The organism is Pseudovibrio exalbescens (assembly GCF_028737195.1).
GTDB classification, from domain to species: Bacteria; Pseudomonadota; Alphaproteobacteria; order Rhizobiales; family Stappiaceae; genus Pseudovibrio; species Pseudovibrio zosterae.
Genome location: NZ_JAQZAJ010000001.1, coordinates 328,171 through 349,571 on the forward strand (window position 1 = coordinate 328,171; position 21,401 = coordinate 349,571).

The 21,401-nt window shown below is 54.4% G+C and carries 26 protein-coding genes; 21 read left to right on the forward strand and 5 right to left on the reverse strand.

What is annotated here, in order from left to right; all coding sequences use genetic code 11:
- The first annotated feature begins 40 nt into the window (after positions 1–40).
- Entirely contained in the window at positions 41–418 is a 378-nt protein-coding gene (locus PUV47_RS01620; protein WP_274216704.1) for an SH3 domain-containing protein, read from the forward strand.
- 10 nt (positions 419–428) lie between these two features.
- On the opposite strand, the gene PUV47_RS01625 is transcribed toward PUV47_RS01620, so the two are convergent.
- On the reverse strand, positions 429–620 hold the full coding sequence (locus PUV47_RS01625) for a hypothetical protein (RefSeq protein ID WP_274216705.1): 192 nt from the start codon (positions 618–620) through the stop codon (positions 429–431).
- Positions 621–938: 318 nt separating this feature from the next.
- Here PUV47_RS01625 and PUV47_RS01630 point away from each other — a divergent pair, with 318 nt between their 5' ends.
- Together PUV47_RS01630 and PUV47_RS01635 are read left to right on the forward strand one after the other, a co-directional pair.
- Positions 939–2,288, forward strand: coding sequence for a TolC family outer membrane protein (locus PUV47_RS01630; RefSeq protein ID WP_274216706.1), 1,350 nt, complete (start codon positions 939–941; stop codon positions 2,286–2,288).
- A gap of 29 nt (positions 2,289–2,317) precedes the next feature.
- Complete coding sequence (locus PUV47_RS01635; RefSeq protein ID WP_274216707.1) at positions 2,318–2,725, forward strand: hypothetical protein; 408 nt, start codon at positions 2,318–2,320, stop codon at positions 2,723–2,725.
- A gap of 35 nt (positions 2,726–2,760) precedes the next feature.
- Here PUV47_RS01635 and PUV47_RS01640 read toward each other — a convergent pair whose 3' ends face one another.
- Positions 2,761–4,932: a peptidase domain-containing ABC transporter gene (locus PUV47_RS01640; RefSeq protein WP_274216708.1), complete on the reverse strand. Its 2,172-nt coding sequence runs from the start codon at positions 4,930–4,932 to the stop codon at positions 2,761–2,763.
- A gap of 157 nt (positions 4,933–5,089) precedes the next feature.
- Between PUV47_RS01640 and PUV47_RS01645 the strand changes: the two genes are divergently transcribed.
- Complete coding sequence (locus tag PUV47_RS01645; protein ID WP_274216709.1) at positions 5,090–6,379, forward strand: hypothetical protein; 1,290 nt, start codon at positions 5,090–5,092, stop codon at positions 6,377–6,379.
- Here the strand turns inward: PUV47_RS01645 and PUV47_RS01650 are convergent.
- Positions 6,376–7,326 carry an ornithine cyclodeaminase family protein gene (locus PUV47_RS01650; protein WP_274216710.1) on the reverse strand — a complete coding sequence of 317 codons (951 nt, stop codon included), beginning with the start codon at positions 7,324–7,326 and terminating at the stop codon, positions 6,376–6,378. The two genes, PUV47_RS01645 and PUV47_RS01650, sit on opposite strands and share 4 nt — an antisense overlap.
- Positions 7,327–7,503: 177 nt before the next feature.
- Positions 7,504–8,163 (reverse strand): S24 family peptidase, encoded by a 660-nt coding sequence (locus PUV47_RS01655; RefSeq protein ID WP_180980908.1) that lies wholly within the window; start codon positions 8,161–8,163, stop codon positions 7,504–7,506.
- Positions 8,164–8,424: 261 nt separating this feature from the next.
- Between PUV47_RS01655 and PUV47_RS01660 the strand changes: the two genes are divergently transcribed.
- The 9 genes from PUV47_RS01660 (at position 8,425) to PUV47_RS01700 (ending at position 14,654) form a co-directional block, all read left to right on the forward strand.
- Positions 8,425–8,745 carry a helix-turn-helix domain-containing protein gene (locus PUV47_RS01660; protein ID WP_102866761.1) on the forward strand — a complete coding sequence of 107 codons (321 nt, stop codon included), beginning with the start codon at positions 8,425–8,427 and terminating at the stop codon, positions 8,743–8,745.
- A gap of 187 nt (positions 8,746–8,932) precedes the next feature.
- Positions 8,933–9,388: a DNA transposition protein gene (locus PUV47_RS01665; protein ID WP_102866760.1), complete on the forward strand. Its 456-nt coding sequence runs from the start codon at positions 8,933–8,935 to the stop codon at positions 9,386–9,388.
- Positions 9,385–11,646, forward strand: a complete 2,262-nt coding sequence (locus PUV47_RS01670) for a Mu transposase C-terminal domain-containing protein (RefSeq protein WP_274216711.1) — start codon at positions 9,385–9,387, stop codon at positions 11,644–11,646. The genes PUV47_RS01665 and PUV47_RS01670 overlap by 4 nt, the downstream gene beginning before the upstream one ends.
- A gap of 31 nt (positions 11,647–11,677) precedes the next feature.
- A complete protein-coding gene (locus tag PUV47_RS01675; RefSeq protein ID WP_274216712.1) occupies positions 11,678–12,448 on the forward strand; it encodes an AAA family ATPase in 771 nt (256 codons plus the stop codon).
- On the forward strand, positions 12,445–13,029 hold the full coding sequence (locus PUV47_RS01680; protein WP_274216713.1) for a hypothetical protein: 585 nt from the start codon (positions 12,445–12,447) through the stop codon (positions 13,027–13,029). Before PUV47_RS01675 ends, PUV47_RS01680 begins: the two co-directional genes overlap by 4 nt.
- Positions 13,020–13,379, forward strand: a complete 360-nt coding sequence (locus PUV47_RS01685; RefSeq protein WP_274216714.1) for a hypothetical protein — start codon at positions 13,020–13,022, stop codon at positions 13,377–13,379. Before PUV47_RS01680 ends, PUV47_RS01685 begins: the two co-directional genes overlap by 10 nt.
- Positions 13,361–13,621 carry a hypothetical protein gene (locus PUV47_RS01690; protein WP_274216715.1) on the forward strand — a complete coding sequence of 87 codons (261 nt, stop codon included), beginning with the start codon at positions 13,361–13,363 and terminating at the stop codon, positions 13,619–13,621. Before PUV47_RS01685 ends, PUV47_RS01690 begins: the two co-directional genes overlap by 19 nt.
- Positions 13,611–14,240: a DUF3164 family protein gene (locus PUV47_RS01695; protein WP_274216716.1), complete on the forward strand. Its 630-nt coding sequence runs from the start codon at positions 13,611–13,613 to the stop codon at positions 14,238–14,240. The genes PUV47_RS01690 and PUV47_RS01695 overlap by 11 nt, the downstream gene beginning before the upstream one ends.
- Before the next feature lie 9 nt (positions 14,241–14,249).
- The gene (locus PUV47_RS01700) at positions 14,250–14,654 is read left to right on the forward strand and encodes a gp16 family protein (protein WP_274216717.1); all 405 of its coding nucleotides are present in this window, start codon (positions 14,250–14,252) and stop codon (positions 14,652–14,654) included.
- Positions 14,655–14,656: 2 nt separating this feature from the next.
- Here PUV47_RS01700 and PUV47_RS01705 read toward each other — a convergent pair whose 3' ends face one another.
- Positions 14,657–14,974: a hypothetical protein gene (locus PUV47_RS01705; RefSeq protein ID WP_274216718.1), complete on the reverse strand. Its 318-nt coding sequence runs from the start codon at positions 14,972–14,974 to the stop codon at positions 14,657–14,659.
- 82 nt (positions 14,975–15,056) lie between these two features.
- Between PUV47_RS01705 and PUV47_RS01710 the strand changes: the two genes are divergently transcribed.
- The 8 genes from PUV47_RS01710 (at position 15,057) to PUV47_RS01745 (ending at position 21,339) form a co-directional block, all read left to right on the forward strand.
- Positions 15,057–15,269: a hypothetical protein gene (locus PUV47_RS01710; protein ID WP_274216719.1), complete on the forward strand. Its 213-nt coding sequence runs from the start codon at positions 15,057–15,059 to the stop codon at positions 15,267–15,269.
- Positions 15,262–15,672 (forward strand): hypothetical protein, encoded by a 411-nt coding sequence (locus PUV47_RS01715; RefSeq protein ID WP_274216720.1) that lies wholly within the window; start codon positions 15,262–15,264, stop codon positions 15,670–15,672. The genes PUV47_RS01710 and PUV47_RS01715 overlap by 8 nt, the downstream gene beginning before the upstream one ends.
- An 82-nt stretch (positions 15,673–15,754) precedes the next feature.
- Entirely contained in the window at positions 15,755–16,987 is a 1,233-nt protein-coding gene (locus PUV47_RS01720; protein WP_274216721.1) for an N-acetylmuramidase domain-containing protein, read from the forward strand.
- A complete protein-coding gene (locus PUV47_RS01725; protein WP_274216722.1) occupies positions 16,984–17,403 on the forward strand; it encodes a 3TM-type holin in 420 nt (139 codons plus the stop codon). Before PUV47_RS01720 ends, PUV47_RS01725 begins: the two co-directional genes overlap by 4 nt.
- On the forward strand, positions 17,400–17,606 hold the full coding sequence (locus PUV47_RS01730) for a hypothetical protein (protein ID WP_274216723.1): 207 nt from the start codon (positions 17,400–17,402) through the stop codon (positions 17,604–17,606). Before PUV47_RS01725 ends, PUV47_RS01730 begins: the two co-directional genes overlap by 4 nt.
- Positions 17,607–18,110 (forward strand): DUF1804 family protein, encoded by a 504-nt coding sequence (locus PUV47_RS01735; RefSeq protein WP_274216724.1) that lies wholly within the window; start codon positions 17,607–17,609, stop codon positions 18,108–18,110.
- On the forward strand, positions 18,107–19,747 hold the full coding sequence (gene terL / locus PUV47_RS01740; protein ID WP_274216725.1) for a phage terminase large subunit: 1,641 nt from the start codon (positions 18,107–18,109) through the stop codon (positions 19,745–19,747). Before PUV47_RS01735 ends, terL begins: the two co-directional genes overlap by 4 nt.
- Positions 19,744–21,339, forward strand: a complete 1,596-nt coding sequence (locus PUV47_RS01745) for a DUF935 domain-containing protein (RefSeq protein WP_274216726.1) — start codon at positions 19,744–19,746, stop codon at positions 21,337–21,339. The genes terL and PUV47_RS01745 overlap by 4 nt, the downstream gene beginning before the upstream one ends.
- Positions 21,340–21,401 lie beyond the last annotated feature (62 nt).

Sequence of the window (21,401 nt, forward strand, 5' to 3'; positions counted from 1 at the left end):
TCCTAAACTCTCCGTGGTTTTGATTTGGGAGAGAGTTTTCGTGCGCGCGCTTGCCTTTGCTCTGACACTGATGGCGGTTTGCGTAATGGCAGGGAACGCTCATGCGTGGCCGGCACGGTCAACCAGTCCATTGAACCTTCGTGTGGCGCCGGGGATCCACAACCACATCATCCTCACCATTCCATTCGGTGGTTATCTCAGAGTGGTTGGATGCAGTTCATGGTGTCAGGTGGAGTACGCCGGAAGGCACGGCTGGGTAAACTCAAACTACATTGCGCCCTTGGAGGGCGGGCCGCCACCCGTTGTTACTGCGCCGCCAATCACACGCCCGCCTTATTGGGGGCTGCCTGTTTTCAAGCGCCGTCAACCAATTCCGCAGCCAGTGCCGCCAGCGGGTATTCCACGCGCTTCAAACTAGTTAGCTGATTCTAGCTCCGGTAGGCGTAAGGGAACCACTTCTCCAATGGAGAAGTTGGGGGTGTTGAAGCAGCTTTTGGGGTTGCCAGACGCTTTTGAAGGGATTCGATGTCGACGGTGAGAGCCGGAGCAACGAGCAGGGTTTGATCTTTGCTCGCAGGCTTGTTTTCAGCGCTGATTTCCAGCTGCCAATCGAAACTCATGTGTAACTCCAACTCATTACGCAATACTAGGGGAGTTCGCCAACTCGGCTGCCTTCCTGTTTAGCGCGAATTTATGAAATAAGACTTAGCCTGCACTAAAGGGATTTGCAGATTTTTACAATATCAGTATCCATGTGTCTCAATACTCAATCTACAAGTAATGGATGATTATCAAGGTGATGTAATTACCTCAATTCTGTTTTAATTCTTCCGCATTCGCCCAATTGTTTTGCGTAAAGGGCTTGATGCAGTATGTGTTTAAATCAGCGTGTTCTTTCATGTCTGTTGTTTTTTCTTGGCGTCTTGCCGGGAAATGCAATGTCTTTGAAAGAAGCAGTTTCTCTGACTGTTTTCAGTAATCCAGAAATAGGCGAGGCCATATTCAATCGTAATGCGATTGGTTTTGAGCTGAAGCAGGCCAAAGGTCAGTGGCTGCCGCGGCTTGATCTTGAAGCGCGTGGCGGCGTGGAATGGTTTGATGAGCCATCTACGCGGCGGGAGACGGAGTTCTGGTATGGCCCTTATGAAATTGGCATTCGGGGTCAGCAGAAGATCTTTGATGGCTATGCCACCACCTATGAGATAGAGCGCCAGCGGGCGCGCCTTGATGCCACGTCCTTTCGAGTTTGGGAGCGGTCCGAATTCATCGCACTTTCTGCCGTTCGCGCCTATTTGGAAGTGGCCCGCTTGCAGGAAGTTCAAGGGGCCGCGCGGCGCAACAGTTCCTATCATGTGAAAGTGGCGACGGATATGCGCGAGGGGCTTTCTCGGGGCGCGGTGTCTGTTGCCGACGTTCAGCAAGCCAACGAGCGCGTTCTGGCGGCCAACCTTGCCTTGGAAGAAGCTGTTGAGGCGCAGGAGCTGGCCAAGACGATTTTCCTTGAGTTGGTGGGCCGGGAGATCAACCAGGCCCAGCGCGTTCCCTCGCAGTCAGGCCGTATTCCTTCTGCTTATGCAGCCGTTCTTGCTGAGGCGCGGGCAAATAATCCTTTGATTGCCCTGCGCAATGCAGACATCGATGCAGCAAATGCCCAAGTGAAGATCGCCGAGGCTGAATACTATCCTCAGGTGGATCTGGAGGTTTCTTCTCGCATTGGTGAAAACCTTGAAGGGGAGATAGGCACCAAGCGTGATGCGCGGGCAGCGGTTGTGATGCGTTGGAACATCTTTAACGGCAACATAACGAAGAACAGGCGCGCCGAAGAAATCGAGCGGGCCGGTGAAGCGCGCATGCGATCGCAGCAGGCCTACCGAGAAGTGGCCCGGGAGACGCGGGAATCATGGGTGCGCCGGGTGGAACTGGGAAAACAGATCGCGCTGCTCTCCAGGCAGCTGGATACCTCCCAACAATTGCTCACCTCCTATGAGGAGCAGTTCACCGTTGGTCAGCGGTCCTTGCTTGATGTTCTGGACACTCAGAACACAGTCTTCCTGTCGGAAGTCGCAGTGATTTCTGCTCGCTATGCCCAGCTGTTCACTGAGTACAGGATTCTGGCTGCCATGGGAAAACTTCTCGACACGCTTGGCGTGAGCAGTCCGGCGCAGGCGACGGCAGGCATTAGGACTGTGCGCGACGATCTTGAAACCGGAGAGTCGTTGCCGGGCAGTGCCCTGCCGGGCCTTTCTGCCCAGTGGCGGCGTGGCTCGCCTTATACGGCGCGGCCATAAGCGTGCATACGAATTTTATGGAGAGTGCCATGAAGCGAAAAATGATGCTGGTATCGGGATTTGTGCTGTCATGGGCGGCAATGACTTCCGGGCTGCAGGCGGCTGATCTTGCAGGTGAGCAGCCAGGCCATTCGCTTTATCGCCCTTGCTCTGACTTCAAGCAGCAGCTGCCAGCTGGTGGCCAGGAGCAAATTTCCATGACCATTCGCCAGTTTTTTGATGAGGCCAACCCAGTAGTTCTGGCTGGACAGCGGGGTCAAGGTGGCGAGCAGACATTCCTTTGGGCGCAAGAGACCCGCGATTGGTGCGGTGTGGCCATTGGCTACGAGAAAGAGGGTTATCTGGATGTGGAGGCCATCAACCGTTGCCTGTGCTTCCGCACCTTTTGGTCTGCCAACAGGCCTCTGTCGCGGCAGAACCAATTGGTGCTGAAGTAGCTAATGCTTTCTCGCTTAAACCAGCCCGGTCCGATCTAACCGGTAATCAAGTCGATAACCGCATCCTTTGGTCCTTCTGCCACCACCTTGCCGTCCCCGAGGATGATGAGACGGTCCACCAAGGCCAGCGGCATGGTGCGGTGGGTGGTCAGGATCAAGGTTTGATCGGGGTGCAGGGCCTGACGCAGGTTGTGAACGAACGCGCGCTCTGAGCGGCTGTCCATATTTCCTGTTGGTTCATCAAGGAACAGGACGGGGGGAGGCGCTAGGAAAGCCCGTGCCATGACAATGGATTGGCGCTGGCCGCTTGAAAGGTTGCGGCCATGGTCTTCTATGAGCATGTCCAGGCCGAGCGGGCTGGACTGGACGATGTCAAGGGCGCCGGTAACTTGGAGTGCCTTTTGTACGTCCTCATCGCTGTATCCAGCCCGGCCTAGGGTGACGTTACTCCGGATCGTGCCCTGAAGCAGGCACGCATCCTGACCTATGACACGGATGGCAGTTCGAATGGCTTCTCCGTTAAGGTCCCGCGCGTTTTGATTGCTGATGGTGTAGGTGCCGTGCTGAGGCTGATAGACAGCGCCCAGAAGGCGGCCAAGCGAAGTCTTGCCGGAGCCGATCTTCCCAAGGATCGCAACCTTTTCTCCCTGTTTGATCTCCAGATCCAGGTTGGTGAATACCGGCGAAGTTTCAGTCGAATAGGAAAACGTGATCTGTTCGAGCTTCAGATCCAGCGGAGCAGTCAGATCCGTCCCCTGTGCTGGACTTTGGTTGGATGACACCTCAAGATCGAGAAGCGGGGACAGTGTCTTGTAGGCCGCGTGGGCAAGGTGAAGGCTAGGATACGCGTCTGCCATGCGCTGGAGAGCCAGTGCGCAGAATGCAGAAAGCATGAAAGTTGCAAAGTACGCGCCCAAAGACAACGTGCCTGCCATGATGAAAGAGGCCCCCCACAGGAGCTGCAGAGCCAGCGCGCTGTAGGTAATCAGCTCAATGGTGCCGCGATTCCAAAGAACGAGCCACGTGAAGGTCCGTCTTGGCCGGATGCTTTTTGCTCCTGCTTCCTGCCAGAGCTCGCGAAGCAAGCCTTCGCTTTGATTGAGCTTGATGGTCTCCAGTGCATACAGCGTTTCTTCAAAAAGGCTGGTTTCGGTGCCCGAGGTTTGCAAATAGCGCTTGGCGGAACGCCCAAAAGGCATGGCGAGCACTGCAAAGGTGAGCAGCGACAAAAGGGCCGCTGCCCCCATGACCAGCGCTGCGGTTGGATGCAGGAGTGCTAACACGGACAGAAAAACGGGAAGGGATAAGGCATCTGCTAGTGGCAGCATCAGGCTTGCGCCACTGGCTTCACGTATGCGCGCTATGGTGCTGAGCGGTAGGGGCAACGGTCCGACGAAGGGCTGGCGGCCTGACAGCGGGAGAGTGAGAATGCGCTCGAACAACAGATCGGACAGCGAACTTTCAAACCTGCGCCCCAGCCAGTTGACATAGGTCGCGCGCAGCGTCTTGAACCCGATGAGACTGAGGGCAGCGACCACGCCTCCAATCGCGAGGGTTTGCAGGCTGAGGGGATCGGACGCTGGCAGGTAGCGGTCTACTGCGAGCATGCAGAGAAGGGGGAACAGGGCGCTGAGGCAAGCTTGGGCCAGCGTAAAGCCGCTGACAAGGGCAGCGTCCATCGCTTTGGGCCGAGCGAGGTTGACTTTGGGCCGCGATGGCGTCGCGGCTGGTCTGGGAAATGAAAAGGTTTTTGTTGGCTGATCGACGGGCTTCGGTTTTACTTGAAAGGCTTCGATGATTTTCAGCTCGGCAAGCTTTTCCATGGCCGGTTCGTCGGTGGCCGCGTTGCCTGCAGTGGAAAGCCCGGATTGCCATTTCAACGGCAGAAACAGTCCGCGCCCCTCGGGCAGGAGGACAAGCAACGGAAAAGCCTCTTCCGCCAGATCCGGCAGAGGCCCGTCAATGGGGGAAGCCTGCAATCCCAATGGTTCAACCAGATCAAGAACTGCGCAGATGACCTGCTGAATGGGTGTATCATCGCCCACGGCCGGAAAGGCCTGAAGCGGCTCCATCGCCTCGCCGGACAAGTCAAAATGCGCGAGCATTTGGTATAGCGCGTCACGGAGCGGTGCGGTGGTCCGCACGGCACTGCATTCATCCAAGAGCTTGTGCTCGTTTTCAGTTTGTTGCTCTTGCACACCAAGCATGCAGTTCTCCGCAGTCAGTTACCATGGGCCTCGGCAGTTATTTTTCTGATGTACCCTCAGGTTAATTTAGTTTGATTCCGATGGTGTGACGCCTCTGGATCGCGCGGGTCAATTTTTGCATGGGGTGTTGATGGGGACCGCTAAACGCTTAAGACGCATGAGATTACAAGCTGTCCAGCAGGATGCAAAGGACAAGGTGTTTCGCCGGATTTTTGCTAGTCTGTTGCTTGCTTTGACGTTTGCGTCCTGTTTTGGCCTCGCTCTGTGGGCAAACGGTGCAGATCTGCCCGAGACGTTTCACGGTCAGGCGCGAGTGATTCACAAAAACGCGCCTGCGATCGTGTTTGAGCCCGATGGATTGCGCCTTTCGAGTCTCCTGGTGGAGCATGGCCAGCTTGTTGAAAAGGGAGAGTTACTGGGAAAACTTGTGAGTGTTTTTCCGGTGCCTCTGCCCAAAGATCCGGTCCCCGGAAAGCTGAGCCTTTTGGACGAAGAAGCAAATGATCTGAAAAAGCAGCAGGCCTATATCGCCGCGCTTCAGTCCGGCCAGAGCCCGAACAGCGCTGAACTGCGTGAGATGTCTCAAGCGCCGTTTGTTAAAGAGGGTCTTTCTGACCTCGTGTTCAAGCTGCGCAAGATAGATGAAACTCGGGCTCATCATCTGGCCGAGCAGCGCGCCGCACGCAACTTGCTGAAACGACTTTCAGACCAACTTGCGGAGAAGCGGGCGGAATGGAACGAGAAAATGCCGCTCGTGCAGCGGCAACTCCTTCCTAAAACGCTGATTGCACCACTAACGCGCTCTATCGCGACATTACAGAGCCAAATTCAGTTGGCGCGCGGCGCTTTTAATCGGCACAGCCAATCCATCACGACCAGTTCCGAAGAGCGCGCACAGGTATTGGCCAAGTACGAGCGCGGTTTAGCCAACTCCTTGAGTGCCGTTGAAGCGCGGATTTCCGATCTGGAGCGGGCGGTGGAAACGGTTAAGCCTGCATTTGTTGCTCCCGCATTCCCGGCACCGATTGGTGGTCGTATACAAGTTCTGCGCAGCCCGGAAGACGGGCATATCCCCAGCACTCCTGTCATTGCGATTTTGCCTGAACAGGAAGAACTTGTGGTGGAGCTTGAGATTGCAGCCACAACGCTGGCCAAGCACGCGCTGCAAGACGGAGAAACGGTGCGGCTGGACTTGAGCGCGGGCAGCTTCACCAAAGATGGTGGATTTGTGGAGGGTACACTTGTTCTGCCGGACGAGACCCTTGGACACGCGTCATCGGAGGTGTTTCGGTCCCGCCGGGTTTTTGTAAAACTCGATAACGAGCCGGAAGCGGATCAGCTGGTGGCGCAATCAGATGCCATGTGGCAACCGGTAAAGGTGCATTTGGGCCGGGGTACGATCCTTCAAGAAATCACCCCGGCCTTCATGATGGCATCGGTGAACTAGCTGCTGGCTTTGGCGGTTTCGTAGGCCAAGATTGCTCCGGCGAGATCTTCCAGCGCCGCACCGACCGACTTGAAAAGGGTGATTTCGCTGTCGTCACGGCGACCTTGGTGGTGACCGCGACAAAGATCATAAAGATCTGCAAGAATAGAGTCGGGCGTCAGGATGCCCTCACGAAGCGGAATGGCAAAGTCGCCACCTTCCGTCATTGCACCTTCTCTGGTGTCGGCAAAAAGGCTGCTCTTCAAAATTGCGGCATCATCAGATTCTCGCATTGAGGGCTTGAACGCGCCGACAAGATCGAGATGGCAACCATTGGGCAAACAGTCCCCGGAGACCACGGGTGTTTCTGAAAGGGTGGCAACGGAAACAATATCCGCGGTTGCACAGGTCTCCGGTAAGTCCTCAGAAACTTCACATTGTATACCGAGGCGGTCGGCAGCAGCTGCAGCGATTTTGTCGGCCTTGTCCTTTGAGCGGCCCCAGACAGTCACTTTTTCAAGCGCTCGAACTGCGGCGTGAGCTTCAATCAGATTCAGCGACAGCCGGCCAGTACCAACCATTACCAAATGACGGGCGTTTTTTCTTGCCAGATAGTCAGCGGCCAGAGCGGAAGCGGCAGCCGTGCGGCGCGCTGTAAGCTCTCCGCCATCAATCAGTGCCAGAGTTTCGCCGGTGGTGCCATTGGAGAGCACATAACTCGCTGATATGGCGGGCATGTTTCGGGTGCTGTTTCCGGGGAAAACACTGGCGAGCTTCACTCCAAAGTACTTTCCGGGCTGCCATGCGGGCATGAGAAGCAGTGTTGCATCCGGTTCGCCCGGGACTTCCATGTTGTGGTGATGGCGCAAAGGCATCTCGCAGCCAGAAGCAAACATGGCCCGGAGTGCGTCAATGAGTGCAGGGAAGGCGAGGTGGTTTTTTGTATCTTCGGGCCCGAGCAAGAGCATGTGGGGGGGACTGTTATTCTGCACAGGTGAAAAGTTGGGTTAATTCTCACGAACCCATTGAAAACGTTAAATAATGCTAATTTCGGGATAAAAAACCATTTTGCACAACACTGCGTGGCTTATGGTCAATAAGGGCGCGAAGTTGTGCATAGAGCGCGCAAAAATGCGCAGGCCCAACTAGCTGAAGCGGTGCCCACACCAGACGACTTTGCCGATGATGTGGAAATCTTCCAGATCAGAGCGCTTAAGCAACTCATCTTTGTACTCTGGATTTTGGCTAATAAGCTCAAGATCACCCTGAATGGTTGGTCGCAATCGCTTCACTCTTGCCATCCCGCCATAAACAAATGCGTAAACTCCATCCGCTAGCTCGTTGCGCTTGCGGTCAATCATCACCAAGTCGCCATCTGCGATGAGCGGATCCATGCTATCGCCTTGAGCGGTTAGAATGATTAGCCCATCCTGCGAAGCCCTTCCCAACTTGCCGCCCAAAAACTCGCGGGTAAACGGTATTTCTTCCACCGTCTCTAGATGGTCTCCGTTCAGTGCACCGGTACCTGCAGCCAAGCGGACGTCAACCCTTGGGATTGTAATAACGTTTAGAGGGAGTGTGCTCTGATCATCACTTGGCCGCATTGGCCCAATGCCCGTGGTAAGCCAACCTATGTTGACGTTAGCGCCTTTGCATATTGCTAAGAGCGTTTCAAGCGTCGGACTGGACCCCTTGCGTATACTGCGCAACGTTCCCTCACTAATACCGACTTTTTGCGCGAATAATCGCGCACTCAAGTCGCCTCTTATAAGATCCAGTCGCTCAATAAAGCCGTCAGAGTTCATTAAAACCATCTCCGACCGTCGTGCCAGAGTTACACACAATACGCCTCAACTCGCTATTCAATAATAATATCAAATAGATAGCTTATTGTTACGCAACTTGCGCGATGATCATAACTCTGACGCGCGATATAACGCTTGATAATGCGTATTTTATCGCGCATCATGTCTTCATTCGTTACCAACGAGCGCAAATCACCAAGGTGAACTGCGCGGTGAAAAAAAAGCGGCTGCTGCAACAGTCCGCTTTTCGAAGGAGATCCAATGGCCAAGCGTAAGCCCCAAACTTGGGACAAACACTCGATCAAAGCAGAGCTTCACCGACAAGGCTGGACCCTAACTGAGATTGCGACCAGAGAAAGCATGCACCGTACCACGCTGACCAAGGCTCTGGATACCGGCACAGGTCGCGGTGCGGAAATTATCTCCAAATATCTCAGTATTTCCATTCAGGAGTTGTGGCCCAATCGCAAGAAGCGCTCCCCTCATGTGATATACGATAGCGCTAAACATGGGCCTAGCGCTAGTCAGAAAAACCGTGTTCCGTCTGATAGTGGACAGCGTACGGCAGAGGCTGCAGCATGAAATGGTCTGGCCTCACTCTACCTACTGCCTCGCGGTTTTATCGCCGCTTTGATTATGGCAGCTGCAATGACAATCACCTGAAAGACTTCGCCAGTATCCTCGCCCTTACCACAGTATGCATTGCACTTGCTGTTTGGGTCTGGGCGCTGTGTGTGATCGTTATGGCATATCGAACGGGAGTAGCCTCATGAGGACCCGTCGCTGCCAACATACAGGAGATCTGCTGAACTGGCAGCCTCCCAAAGTGGAGGCGCGCTTTGATCCCGACAGGGTACGGGCAGCATCTCTACCAGCAAAAGTCGCACGCGCACTTTCAGAGGCGCTTAGGGCCGACCGTCGCTCGCGAGAAGAAATTGCAGCCCTCTTATCGGATCGGCTTGGCGAAACCATTCGCCGGGACAGTTTGGATGCCTGGGCCAGTGAAGCGCGCGAAAGCAGCAATATATCGGCTTACCGCCTAATGGCGTTGGTGGCTGTTTTGAACTCCAAAGAATTGCTCAACGAGCTCCTTAGCGGAACGGACATGATCGTGGTGGATCGGAAGTACCGCCCGCTAATCGAACGTGAACTCATGGAAGAAGCCCAACTCAGGCTTAAGAAGATGATCCAACAAGCTGACCGTGAATGGAGGGGAAAGAAATGACTGGAACTGTTCCAGCCCTCACAGAAAACGGCGGCCAGCGTACGTGGTTCACGGCAGGCGAGTTGGCTGAGTTAAAGCTAGCGACCTTACCAGAAACAGAGAGCGCTTTAATTCGTTTTGTAAAACGCCAAGACTGGCAATCAACTTCACTTGCCCGCAAACGAAAAGGCCGCGGTGGCGGATGGGAATATCACATAGACCTTCTGCCTGAACCCGCACGGAAGGCGTTAGATGCCCGTTTCAATATCGAGCGCCTTAACGCTGGATTGCCCTCAGTGCAAAAGAATTCGCCCGTCTCCGAGCAAGCCACACTTGCAAAAGCCGACGGAAGTCAGCGCAAGTCTGCGGAAGCACGAAAGCAGATCCTTCAAATGGTCGAGCAACTCGTGGTCCGTGGCATGTCTTATGACAAGGCGGTTCTGGGTCTCGTAGCCAAAGTAAAGGTGCTGCTGGATCAGGATGTGCTTACTGAAGAAGAGCAGCATCTGTTGCAGTTGGTTCGCACCGCCAAAGACAAGGGCAAAGGCATTTCTCGCCGTGCAATCTACAACTGGCGTAAAGCGTTCAGGGAAAATGGCTTTGCGGGCCTCATTCCTGGCAAACGCCAACAGGATCAGTTGAACTCGTCGCGATATGCATGGGCTCCGGGCTTTTTGAAATTTTATGCTGACCCGCGCAAACCGACTGTTGCGCTGGCACTAGATCTCTATCGCGCAAGCCTACCGGACCCTTCCAAGGCACCAAGCTATGACCAGGTGAAACGCTACCTGTCAAAGCTCAAGAAGGCTGACCCGATCTCCGCCTTTAAAGGGCGCGAAGGGATCTTGGCGCTCAAGGCGCGCAAGGTCTATGTCAGCAGATCCACTGAAGGCCTTGAGCCTACCGATATCTACACTGCCGACGGAAAAACCTTCGATGCGTTTGTAGCTCATCCTTTTTCAGGCAATCCGATCCGACCTGAGATAACCACCATTCTGGATGTGGCGACGCGCAAGTGCGTTGGTTACTCAATTGGCTTGAAGGAGAAGGCCTATGATGTGGCTGAGGCACTGCGCAACGCCAGTACGGCTGCCGGTGTGGCGGCGATCTTCTACGTCGACAACGGCAAAGGCTATAAAAACCTGCTTCTTGATGACGCTGCTGTGGGTATGCTTGCGCGCCTCGGCACTCACAAGGAGCACAGCCGCGCCTACAACTCCCAGGCTCGCGGGATCATAGAGCGCTTCAATGGCTCAGTTTACACCCGCCTTGCCAAGACCCTGCCAAGTTATGCAGGGCGCGATCTGGACCGGGAGGCCTCTATGCGCCTTGACCGGCAGATTAAGAAGGATCTGAAGGAAAAGGGCGCATCTGAGCTGCTCATCGGCTGGAAGGAATTCCTGACCCTATTTGATGGGGCGCTTCAGTATTACAATGATCGTCCTCATTCCGGACTACCGGAAACACGAGACCCCATTACCAGATCTAAACGGCACTTTTCGCCGAACGAGTATTGGGCGCATTTCGAGGCAAACGGTTTCCAGGCGGTGCGGCTCAGCGGTGAAGACAGTGATGATCTGTCCCGCCCGGCAATGCGCCGCAAGGTCTCCCGCGGGCTCGTTACCGTTGAGAAGAACCGCTACTTCGCGCTAGAGCTGGAGCGTTATGATCGCCAAGAGGTCATGGTTTGCTATGACATCTTGGATGCTGGCCAAGTCTGGGTTCGGGAGCTGGATTTCGTAGACGGAATTGAGACGCCGGGCGCGTTGATCTGCACAGCCAAGTTCGAAGGCAACAGCGAGGCCTACTTTCCAAAGCCCGTCATTGAAAGCGCCCGCGAGAAAAAGGCGGATGCAGCAAGGAAGCGGCTCCAGGACAAGTTACGGCGCGTGGAACAGGACCAGCGTCCGGGCTTCCTGCTGGAGCATTCCGGTGAGCAGCCCATGGAAGTCTATTCCTCAGCACCCGGCTTTGAGGAGCCAAATGACGATGAACTGGTTGGCGTTGTTATGCAGCCGGTTCAGGCCGAGACCAACGTGGTTTCCATTTCAGAACCGGAACCTGTTCCAGCTCCCAAACCAATATCTCGATCAGGCAGGCCAGTATTTAAGTCCAAGGAAGAGCTTGCCATCTGGGTCCTCGATAACCCTGAGAAGATGACCGAACAGGACAAAAAAATCCTGTCGGGATGTCTCACCAACAGGACTTATCTGGATCTTTTTGAAGCGCTTGGCATCGACATAGAGGGCCTTCGAAACCTCCTCCGTGCCGCTGCCTAGCACACCTTTCAAGCACTATAGGAAATATCAGATGCGGAATGAATTTGTAAAGACCTCTAACGTGAACCGCTTTTTGAATGCGCTAACAGCGCTCAATGAACGCGGTGCCCAAGAGGCTTGTCTGGTGGTCGTGGACGGACTGCCGGGCCTTGGTAAGACCACAACCTTGCGCAAGTGGGTGGCCCAGACCGGCTCTATTTACCTGCGTGCCAAGAAGGAATGGACCCCTTCATGGTTCATGAACGAGCTGCTGGAGACCTTGCGTGTCCATCCGCCTCACGCCTTCCAGAAAAAGTACCGTAAAGCTCTGGAAGAACTGGCGAGCCGTCAGCAATCAGCCGGAATTGAGAACCGTACATTCGGTCTCGTGATCGACGAGGCTGACCACATTTCAAACAAGTCCGCCATTTTGGAAACCATCCGTGACATATCTGACATGATTGAGTTGCCGGTCATCCTCGTAGGTATGGGCAAAGTCAACGACAACCTGACCCGGTTTCCTCAGGTGGCTTCCCGTGTTTCTCAGAAAGTGCGCTTTGAAAAATGCTCTGAAGAGGATGTGCGAGCCTTGCTCGACGGACGCTGCGAAGTGCCGGTGGCCGATGACCTTCTGAAGTTCGTGCATAAGGTTTCAAGCGGGTTTAACCGGGAAATCCTTGAGGCCATTGCAAATATCGAGCGTCACGGACTGTTGAACCCTCCAGGCGAAGGGGGGCTGACCATGGCCGATATGGCGGGCGTTACCATTATCAACGATCGAACATCCAACCGCCCAATCAATGTGCCGGAGGTGCTGGCATGATGCTTCCTGGCGAGATCCCTACAACCATACTCTACAGTTTGGGAGATGGTGCGTGCAGGACCATGGATGAACTGGATGAGGAACTCGACCTCTCGCGCCGCCAGATATCCAAAGGAGCGACCAAACTGATCTTTCGCGGGTTGGCAGAACGCGTCGAGGCAGGCTGCTACCGGTTGACCGACGCTGGAAAGCAGGCTGTTCAAAACGGCGTCCAACTCACCAGCGGCCCTATCAAGCCGGATCGAGGCAAACGCCGTAAGCCTCAGCGCAATACACTGAGACAGCGCGCCTGGAACATAATGCGGATGGGAGATGCTTTTACTATTCCTGACCTGATGATGGTCGTTCAGACCGGAGGCGAGAAGACGGCCGAAAACAACTTGCACCGCTATATCCGGGCGCTGACGAAGCACGGTTATCTTCTCGAAATGCCACGCCGCATGGCTGGCACCAAGCTGACATCTAATGGGTACAAACGCTGGAAGTTGCTTAATGACACAGGGCCGATTGCGCCTGTTTTGCGATCCCGAAGCAACGTCATGTTCGATCACAATCTCGGTGAGGTGGTGCCATGCAGATGAGAGTTGCTCGTATGCTTGAGGACCAGGTGCGCGAGCTTGGAAGCAAGCAGGCGGTTGCCTCCAAGATGGGTGTTTCCCGTACAGCAGTAAGCCTTTATCTGACCGGCAGGTTGGAGGCAAACGGCGGGCGGATCGATCGGTTTGAAGCCAGAGCCATTGAATGCTTCTGCGACAGGGTGCTTTGCCCCCACCTCCACCAAGACATTGCGCAGGAGGATTGCGCGGCATTTCGAGAACGCCCATGCCCCACATCTGATCCAGAGGCCCTTCGACACTGGACAGCATGTAGGCGCTGCCCAATGAACCCGGCCAACGCCAGTCAAGAGGCCACATGCTCAGTGAAATGCTGAAAGAACTGCGAGCGCTGTTCATTCTTCACCGGCCTGCAGAGCCCATGGAACCAGAGACCTATGAGTTCATTGCCAGCTCTCTTCAGATCAGCAGCGAAATAGCCGAGCAGTTGGAGCGCCTCGCAAGAAGCAAAGCCCAGGAGCTTGAGCCACAGCACCTCGACGATCCCAAGATCATGCCATTCCCGGTCTTTAGCCGGGACCCGAAATCAGACCTGAAAGGAACAGAAAATGACACTTGAGACCAACGCTCCGGCCATTCCGGAAGGCTACTGGAAGAACCCCAAAGGTGCCTATGTGCCGCTGGAGACAATCAAGCTCGAGCATCAGGAAGAAGATGCCTTGGTTAGACAAATCGTTGGCACGGCACGACACCTTAATCGGTCACTTGCCAAGTTCAAATCTGATGCGCTTGGGGATGTGCAGGCCTTTCGCGATCTGATCGCAGAAAAATACGGCGCAAAACGAGGCGGCAAGAAGGGCAACATGACCTTGTTGACCTATGACGGAACGCTGGCCGTTCAGGTGGCGATTTCAGAGCACATCAGTTTTGGCCCTGAACTGGAAGCCGCGAAGTCGCTTATCGACCAGTGTATTAGCAGATGGAGCGAAGGAGCCAACCAAAACTTGCAGGTGCTGGTGGATGATGCCTTCCAGGTGGACAAGGAAGGCAAGATTTCGACCTCCCGAGTTCTGGCTCTACGCCGCTCCAATATTGAAGATGAAAACTGGCAAAAAGCCATGGATGCCATCTCGGATGCTGTACGGGTCACTGGCTCTAAGACATACCTGCGGATTTACGAGCGGGATCCGATGACGGGCACGCAAACCCCGATCTCGCTTGATCTTGCAGCGGTTTAGGAGGCAAAGGTGAGCCGCTATCTTGCTCAAATCCATATTGCAAAGAAGGAATTGGCGCTGGATGAGGACAGCTACCGAGCCATTCTATTTCGGGTAACCGGAAAGGGCAGTGCGAAGGATCTTACCGAAGCACAGCGCCTGCGCGTTGTTACGGAGTTCAAGCGCATTGGATGGACCAACAAAAAGCAGGGCGGGAGTTTCCGCCCTGCTTCAAGCAAAGCCTATGTGCGTAAACTATACGCTCTGGCTAAGAGACTTGATGAACTGGGGTATTGGAACGCGCCCTATAAAGACGCGCTGCGCGTTTTTGTGAGAACAAGATGCGGTGTCGATAACCCGGAGTGGCTGACATATGCGCAAGCCAACCCTTTGATTGAAGCACTCAAAGAGATCGAAGGGAGGTTATCGGGATGAGGTTACTTACAGCGAGCTGCACCCAAAAATTGCATGGTCTTGCTATGAAAAACTGTAATTGTAAACTCGTGTCCTTCTGGCTTCGAGAGATCAGAAAGACTGGTCTTGCAAAACGCTTGGTCCAGGACAGTATTCCAAGCAATACCCGCCTCAGAAGATTTGAGCATCAACTGATCTGGTGCGTTCCATTGCGCAGTTTCAACTCGTTTGTAATCAAGAACCGTTGCGAGCGCTTTTGCCTGCCAAGGTTCAAGACTTGCTGGTTGCGCGTAAACGGTTGTGGCGAGCAGGCACGCTGCGGCTGCCCATGGATATCTCATGTTAAACACTCCGTGGTGAAAGGAAAACTGTTCGAGTTATTCAATCATCGCTTAGCCTCAACTGCAACCTTGGGAGGCATCTATGCATGACCTTCACCCGGTAACGGATCACGCGGTACTGCGCTATATGGAGCGTGTTTTGGACATTGATGTCAGTGCAGTTCGCAATCTGATTCATGCTGAGACGGAAACCGCTTTGACAGCTGGTGCCACAGGTCTTTTGCGCAATGATGTGCGCTATGTTTTTGCCAACGGGAAGGTCGTTACTGTGATATCGGGTGGCGCACATGGTTGATACCCGCCAGCTTACTGAGGACATGCGTGACGTCTACGAGATCTGCGGTGAAGATGTCGCATTGGAGCTATTGACGAAACTCCCTGGTGTGGAGGTAAAGGTCCCTGCTAGATGGAGCGAGGCTAATCCGCTTTCTCGCATCAGTCGTGACAAAGCGGAGCGGCTTATCGCTGATTTTGCTGGTAACAAACTCTACGTCCCAACACATGCAGACCGGTTGGACACACGCAAGATTGCCCGCCAAATGGCACAGGATGGTCAGAACACTATCGATATTGCTTTGAGGCTCAATGTCTCGGAACGCCATGTCCGTAATCTGCTCTCCGGAAAACGGCTGCCGCGTCCACGCAAGGTCGATGACAGACAAATTGATCTTGAAGAGTTCCTCCAGAGAGACTTGTGAGTTCCGAGCGGAACAGTTCCGTAGCACAGAACCTGAAAAAATATGAGGCTCGCTTCAGTACTGACGATCTGAGGCGGGCCTTATGTCTTCTATCATCCGACAATTACGCCGCATGAATGGCGAGCGTACCTCTGGCACCCATTTGCTAAAGCAAGGAGCTGAACGGCTTGGCTGCGAGCTATCCACACTGCAAGCGGTCCTTGAAGTAGAAAGCAAGGGAGCTCCGTTTGATGAAGAGGGTCGTTTAGTCCTTCTTCCTGAAAAGCACATATTCTTTCGTGAACTGCCAAAAGCCAAACGCACCCAAGCCATCGCAATGGGCCTTGCCAGCAAAAGATGGAAGAGAGCCAACTACAAGGGGCTTGGTCCAGCAGGCTCTGATGCACGGTGGGACCGTCTCTCAGCTATGGCGGCGATTGACGAAACCGCAGCTTTGAAGGCTTGCAGTTACGGCCTTGCTCAGATCATGGGTTTCAACTTCCAGCTATGTGGCTTTGCACGTGTTCAGGACTTCGTGCTTCACTTGGCGCAATCGCGCGACAATCAGATCACATCGTTTGTAATGTTTCTCGAAAGCGTGGGGTTGGGCGCGGCACTGCGCAAAAAGGACTGGCGATCGATTGCACGGATCTATAACGGCCCAGGCCAAGTTGACCATTACGCTGCTCTGCTTGAAGCCGCATACAATCGTATTGCGGGTGCTCACTATGATTTTGCCATTCGGGAAGGAGCTACAAGAACAAGCAGGGTCAGCGAGAAGTTGCTCGGCATGGGGAGTTCAGGCTACCGCGTCAAGGCTCTACAAGCCCGTCTTTCGGAGTTGGGGTATAGCTGCCGTGCAGATGGCGACTTCGGACCAGCAACCAAGCGAATGGTTGTGGCGTTCCAAAGCGATTATGGGCTTAGTCCCGATGGCATTGTTGGTGAGACAACTGAAGCGGCGTTAGAAAAGGCCGTCCCGATTACTCAGCGCCAGGGGGAAGCTCGGCAAGACCTATCTCTCCGCGATCTTCGCAAAACAGGTTCGGTGACCGTCCAAAAAGCTGATGGCTTGACGCGTATCGGGCAACTGCTGCTTGGAACCGGAGTTGGCGTTGGCGCACTTGGAGAAAAGGCAGAAGGTTTTTTTGCCCATATTGGGACCGGAGCAGATCAACTTGCATCCTTGCGCTCAAAGCTCTCCCCACTCTTGAAACTGATGACGGACAACCAGTGGCTAATCCTCCTCATTGTTGGATTGGGCGTTGTATATCTGGCGCGACAGATCAAGCAGCGGCGGCTCGAAGATGCTCAGAACTGGAGGCATTTGGGATGAGCGTACTCCTGTCTCTTGCAGCAAAAGGCTTGAGCTTTTTGGGCGGCAACGTACTTGACCGGGTGCTGAAGCATCTGGAAGCGCGCGCCAGTTCCCAAAATGAGCGCGACCGTATCGGCGCACAGTTGGCGGCCAGCGAAATCAAAGCTGAACTGGAGGCAAGACGTTCGGCTCGCGATCTTGTTTTGGCAGAACAAGGTTGGTGGGTGACCGCAATGATCCGACCCGCCTTTGCATGGCCGATCGTGCTCTGGTCGGGGGCGATAGTTGTAGATAGCATCTTTCAGTTTGAATGGAACGTTGCCTCGCTTCCCGAACCCCTCAACTCCTGGGCCGGATGGATTGTCGGTGCCTACTTTCTCACTCGTCCCTTCGAAAAGGCCGTGCGTGGCATGACATCCCGGAGAACCAAATGAACGAAGAAATCCATAGCCGTCTTGGCCGGATTGAGGGCCTGCTGCAAGGCATCGACAAGAAGCTGGATGGTGTTGAAGCGCGTCAGGAAAAGCAGGACACGCGTCTGCGCGCCGTTGAACAAAAGAGCTTTCTGAACTCGGCAGTGACGGCTTCCGTGGTCTCAGTCGGTGTTGCCATCATCAAGGGCAAGATTGGGGCTTAAATGAAGAAGGCGTCAAAAGACGAGCAGAAACGGCAAGCCCGCTCCAAGTTCATTTTTGAGCGTCAGGCAATTCCGACGATAGCCTTCGGCCTTGGTGTGTCTGAAAGCACCATCCGGCGCTGGAAGCATGCCGCTAAGGCGGCAGGCGATGATTGGGATGCAGCCCGTTCAGCGAATATGCTTGCTGGCGATGGCCTTGAAGCCGTGGTTACCTCGGTCGTTGAAGATTTTGTAGTGCTGTTTCAGTCATCTATTGAGCAAATAAAACAAAGCGAAATTGCTCCTGACGATCGTGTGAAAATGATGGCCTCTCTTTCTGATGCCTTCAACAAAATGGTCTCGTCTGCTGGCCGGGTAGCTCCGAAACTCTCAGAATTGGGTGTGGCCCAGGACGTTCTTCACCGACTGGGAGTGTTTATTCAAAAACACCACCCATCGCATGCGGAAGTTTTTTTGGAAGTGCTGGAGCCTTTTGGTGAGCACCTGGCGGAGGTCTATGGATGAGTGAGAGAAGAGCAGCTCTCAGCGCCAAGGACTTTAAAAAATCCTTGGCCGAAATGGCGGAGTCCTTTCGGCAAAAAATCGATCTTGAGGTGGACGCATTTCCGGTTGACAACAAAGCCCGCGCACAACGGATTGCGAAGGTCGCGGATCCGGAAACGGGCTATCGCTTTTTCGCTGAGACCTACTTCCCACACTACCTTACAAGCCCTCCCAGCAAGCTGCATCTGGACCTTTATGCAAACCTACCGCTAATCGTCCTGGACGAAAACGGCCGCCGTGAATTGATTACTGCGCCGCGCGGATCAGCCAAATCCACCCACGTCTCGTTGATCTTCCCGCTTTGGTGCATCGTGCTTGGTCTGAAGCATTACATCATGCTGATCATGGATGCCTTTGAGCAGGCCGCTGTCATGATTGAAGCTCTGAAGGCCGAACTGGAGAACAACCCGCGTCTAACCTATGATTTCCCGGAGATATGTGGACAAGGCCGAACTTGGCGCGAAGGTGATTTGATCACCCGCAACAACATCAAAGTGGAAGGTTTTGGTACCGGCAAGAAGTTACGAGGACGGCGGCACGGGCCGTTTCGTCCCGATCTCGTGATCCTGGACGACATTGAAAACGACGAGAACGTGGAGAGCCCAAAGCAGCGCAGGAAGCTTGAAAACTGGGTTGAAAAGGCTGTTCTGAAACTCGGCTCCGCTGACGGGCGTATGGATGTACTTTATGCCGGGACAGTTTTGCATTTTGATGCGGTCATCGTTCGGTTCGCGAAGAAGCCGCGTTGGCGTGTGGCCGAGTATCAAGCCGTATTACAGTGGCCCGACCGGATGGACCTGTGGGACCAATGGGAAGAGCTTTATCTTAATGACGGAGAGCTGGCGGCTGATGCGTTTTATTCTGCACACGCGGCCATGATGAATGAAGGAGCCGTCCTGAACTGGCCGGAACTTCATCCGCTCGACTATCTGATGAAAGAGCGTACGGGTTCTCATTCCGCTTTCGAGAGCGAGTACCAAAACAAGCCAATGAGCGAAGACAATCCGTTCCGCTCGCTCGTCTACTATGTTCAGATGAAGCGCGATTGGCTGCATTTTGGGGCCATCGATCCCTCCCTTGGCAAGAACAACAAGAACCGAGACCCGAGCGCGATCTTGATTGCAGGGTTTGACCGGGAAACACAGGTTCTGGACGTGGTGGAAGCATCCATTCGCAAGCGCCTGCCTGACATGATCATTGAAGACGCCATCGCTTTGCAACGGATGTATAATTGTCAGGCTTGGTTCGTTGAGACTGTCCAGTTTCAGGAGCTGCTACGCACAGACTTGATGAAAGCATCAGCTAAAGCTGGTCTGGCCATGCCATGCTTTCCGGTAACGCCCATCGCCGACAAGAACTTGCGCATTGAACGCCTGCAGCCACCAGTCGCAGCCGGTTTGATCCGCTTTAACAAGGCCCATCAGACTTTAATCGAACAACTGCAGCAGTGGCCCAATGCGGCCCATGATGATGGCCCTGACTGTCTTGAAATGCTCTGGACGCAAACTCTTTCCATGGCCTTCACCACGTTGAGCGCCACGACGATCAGCAGTGCACCGCTCCCCTCAGCCAGCCCGCTTGGAGGATACCGCCTATGAGCCGCAAGAACAAACGTACACGGCGTACCAACGCATCAACGCAGACCGACCAGCCAAAGGTCGCAAGGCTGCCCCGCGCCAGTAGCAAGCTGATCGCAACGGCTCAAAACGATATCACTGTTCCGTTTTACTCAGATGTGTTGGTGCCTCAGGATCCAACAATCGATGCCAAGGGACGCGGCAAGGGCCTCAAACTCTATGATGAGGTCATGCAGGATGGACGCGCGCGTACCACAATCAACAAACGCATCAGCAAGGTCACTCGCCGGGAATGGAATGTGGAGCCCGCGAGCGAAAACGCCAAGGATCTGGAGATTGCCCAGAGCGTAACTGGTATTTTGAAGGACTTGCCGTTCGACAGGATCTGCAAGCGGCTACTGAAGGCGGTTCTCAAGGGCTTTGCGGTTGCGGAGATCGTCTGGGGTCGAAAGGATGGGCTTATTGTCCCCATCGAAATCAAGGATGTTGACCCGTCTCGCTTTGTTTTTGACCGTGACTGGAACCCGCGTCTACTCACCTTGACGAGCGGCTTTGAAGGCGAAGCTCTGCCACCGCGCAAATTCATCGTGCATCGGTTTGATGAAGCGGGAAACAACCCCTATGGCCACGGGCTGGGCTCAGTGCTGTTCTGGCACGTGCTCTTCAAACGAGAAGGCGTGAGCTTCTGGATGAAGTTCATGGACAAGTTCGCCTCTCCAATTCCATTTGGGCGCTATGCACATGGCACTTCCAAGCCGGAACAGGACAAGCTTCTGGGCGTGCTCAAGCAGATGGTCTCGCAAGGTGCGCTCGTTGCTCCGATCGGAACAGAAGTGGAGTTTCTCGAAGCCACCAGAGCTGGCGAAGCGGGCTACGAAGCGTGGGTGCGCTACTGGGATGAACAAACCAGTGAAGTCGTGCTTGGTTCAACCCTTGCCACAGGCGTAAAGGGGCAAGGATCAAGAGCTGCCAGCCAGACCCATGCCGATGAGACCGACGCTTTGGTTGATGATGATGCAGACGCTCTATCTGAAACCCTGAATGCCACACTCCTGCGATGGATTGTGGAGCTCAACTGGCCAGGCCAAAACGCGCCGCAAGTCTGGCGGCCACGTCCAAAGAACGAACAACTTGACGAGGAACACAAGAGCAAGCGCCATGATCGCCAGAAGAAGGGGCTGGAGGTATTGGGCCGCATGCGCCGTGAGGGCTTTGAACCCGAGGATGTAACTGTTTGGTTGAGTGACCTGGCGGGCGTCAATGTAAAGCCTGTGCAGATAAATGCGCCGTTAGATAAAGGCCCTTCTGACACACAAGACTTCGCTGAAGGAGACCTCCACCCGGTGGGAGAACTCACGCGGCAATTGGAGGAACTGGCGGGGCCAGAGGTTCATGACTGGATAGACAAGATCAGAGAGACGGTTTCTGCTGCGGGCACCTATCAAGATGCCTCCGACGCCCTCCTTGAAGCCTATCCGCTTTTCTCCGCCGATCCACTGGGTAGCCTGATTGGGGACGGTTTGGCAGTTGCGGAAGCAATGGGCCGACTGGAGGTTATTGATGAGACCGGTGTCGTGAACATCTCAAAGGAGAGCGGCTCAAAAAAAAACTGAAAACGGGCGATCAGAGCATCAGTTTTGCAGCTCCCTTTGAAGAAGCCCTCGAGTTCTATCGC

Excerpts from the sequence above, each read along its gene's own strand:
- PUV47_RS01625 (WP_274216705.1), bottom strand. The coding sequence starts at position 620 with ATGAGTTTCGATTGGCAGCTGGAAATCAGCGCTGAAAACAAGCCTGCG.
- PUV47_RS01630 (WP_274216706.1), top strand. The coding sequence starts at position 939 with ATGTCTTTGAAAGAAGCAGTTTCTCTGACTGTTTTCAGTAATCCAGAA.
- PUV47_RS01635 (WP_274216707.1), top strand. The coding sequence starts at position 2,318 with ATGAAGCGAAAAATGATGCTGGTATCGGGATTTGTGCTGTCATGGGCG.
- PUV47_RS01640 (WP_274216708.1), bottom strand. The coding sequence starts at position 4,932 with ATGCTTGGTGTGCAAGAGCAACAAACTGAAAACGAGCACAAGCTCTTG.
- PUV47_RS01645 (WP_274216709.1), top strand. The coding sequence starts at position 5,090 with ATGAGATTACAAGCTGTCCAGCAGGATGCAAAGGACAAGGTGTTTCGC.
- PUV47_RS01650 (WP_274216710.1), bottom strand. The coding sequence starts at position 7,326 with ATGCTCTTGCTCGGGCCCGAAGATACAAAAAACCACCTCGCCTTCCCT.
- PUV47_RS01655 (WP_180980908.1), bottom strand. The coding sequence starts at position 8,163 with ATGAACTCTGACGGCTTTATTGAGCGACTGGATCTTATAAGAGGCGAC.
- PUV47_RS01660 (WP_102866761.1), top strand. The coding sequence starts at position 8,425 with ATGGCCAAGCGTAAGCCCCAAACTTGGGACAAACACTCGATCAAAGCA.
- PUV47_RS01665 (WP_102866760.1), top strand. The coding sequence starts at position 8,933 with ATGAGGACCCGTCGCTGCCAACATACAGGAGATCTGCTGAACTGGCAG.
- PUV47_RS01670 (WP_274216711.1), top strand. The coding sequence starts at position 9,385 with ATGACTGGAACTGTTCCAGCCCTCACAGAAAACGGCGGCCAGCGTACG.
- PUV47_RS01675 (WP_274216712.1), top strand. The coding sequence starts at position 11,678 with ATGCGGAATGAATTTGTAAAGACCTCTAACGTGAACCGCTTTTTGAAT.
- PUV47_RS01680 (WP_274216713.1), top strand. The coding sequence starts at position 12,445 with ATGATGCTTCCTGGCGAGATCCCTACAACCATACTCTACAGTTTGGGA.
- PUV47_RS01685 (WP_274216714.1), top strand. The coding sequence starts at position 13,020 with ATGCAGATGAGAGTTGCTCGTATGCTTGAGGACCAGGTGCGCGAGCTT.
- PUV47_RS01690 (WP_274216715.1), top strand. The coding sequence starts at position 13,361 with ATGCTCAGTGAAATGCTGAAAGAACTGCGAGCGCTGTTCATTCTTCAC.
- PUV47_RS01695 (WP_274216716.1), top strand. The coding sequence starts at position 13,611 with ATGACACTTGAGACCAACGCTCCGGCCATTCCGGAAGGCTACTGGAAG.
- PUV47_RS01705 (WP_274216718.1), bottom strand. The coding sequence starts at position 14,974 with ATGAGATATCCATGGGCAGCCGCAGCGTGCCTGCTCGCCACAACCGTT.
- PUV47_RS01710 (WP_274216719.1), top strand. The coding sequence starts at position 15,057 with ATGCATGACCTTCACCCGGTAACGGATCACGCGGTACTGCGCTATATG.
- PUV47_RS01715 (WP_274216720.1), top strand. The coding sequence starts at position 15,262 with ATGGTTGATACCCGCCAGCTTACTGAGGACATGCGTGACGTCTACGAG.
- PUV47_RS01720 (WP_274216721.1), top strand. The coding sequence starts at position 15,755 with ATGTCTTCTATCATCCGACAATTACGCCGCATGAATGGCGAGCGTACC.
- PUV47_RS01725 (WP_274216722.1), top strand. The coding sequence starts at position 16,984 with ATGAGCGTACTCCTGTCTCTTGCAGCAAAAGGCTTGAGCTTTTTGGGC.
- PUV47_RS01730 (WP_274216723.1), top strand. The coding sequence starts at position 17,400 with ATGAACGAAGAAATCCATAGCCGTCTTGGCCGGATTGAGGGCCTGCTG.
- PUV47_RS01735 (WP_274216724.1), top strand. The coding sequence starts at position 17,607 with ATGAAGAAGGCGTCAAAAGACGAGCAGAAACGGCAAGCCCGCTCCAAG.
- terL (WP_274216725.1), top strand. The coding sequence starts at position 18,107 with ATGAGTGAGAGAAGAGCAGCTCTCAGCGCCAAGGACTTTAAAAAATCC.
- PUV47_RS01745 (WP_274216726.1), top strand. The coding sequence starts at position 19,744 with ATGAGCCGCAAGAACAAACGTACACGGCGTACCAACGCATCAACGCAG.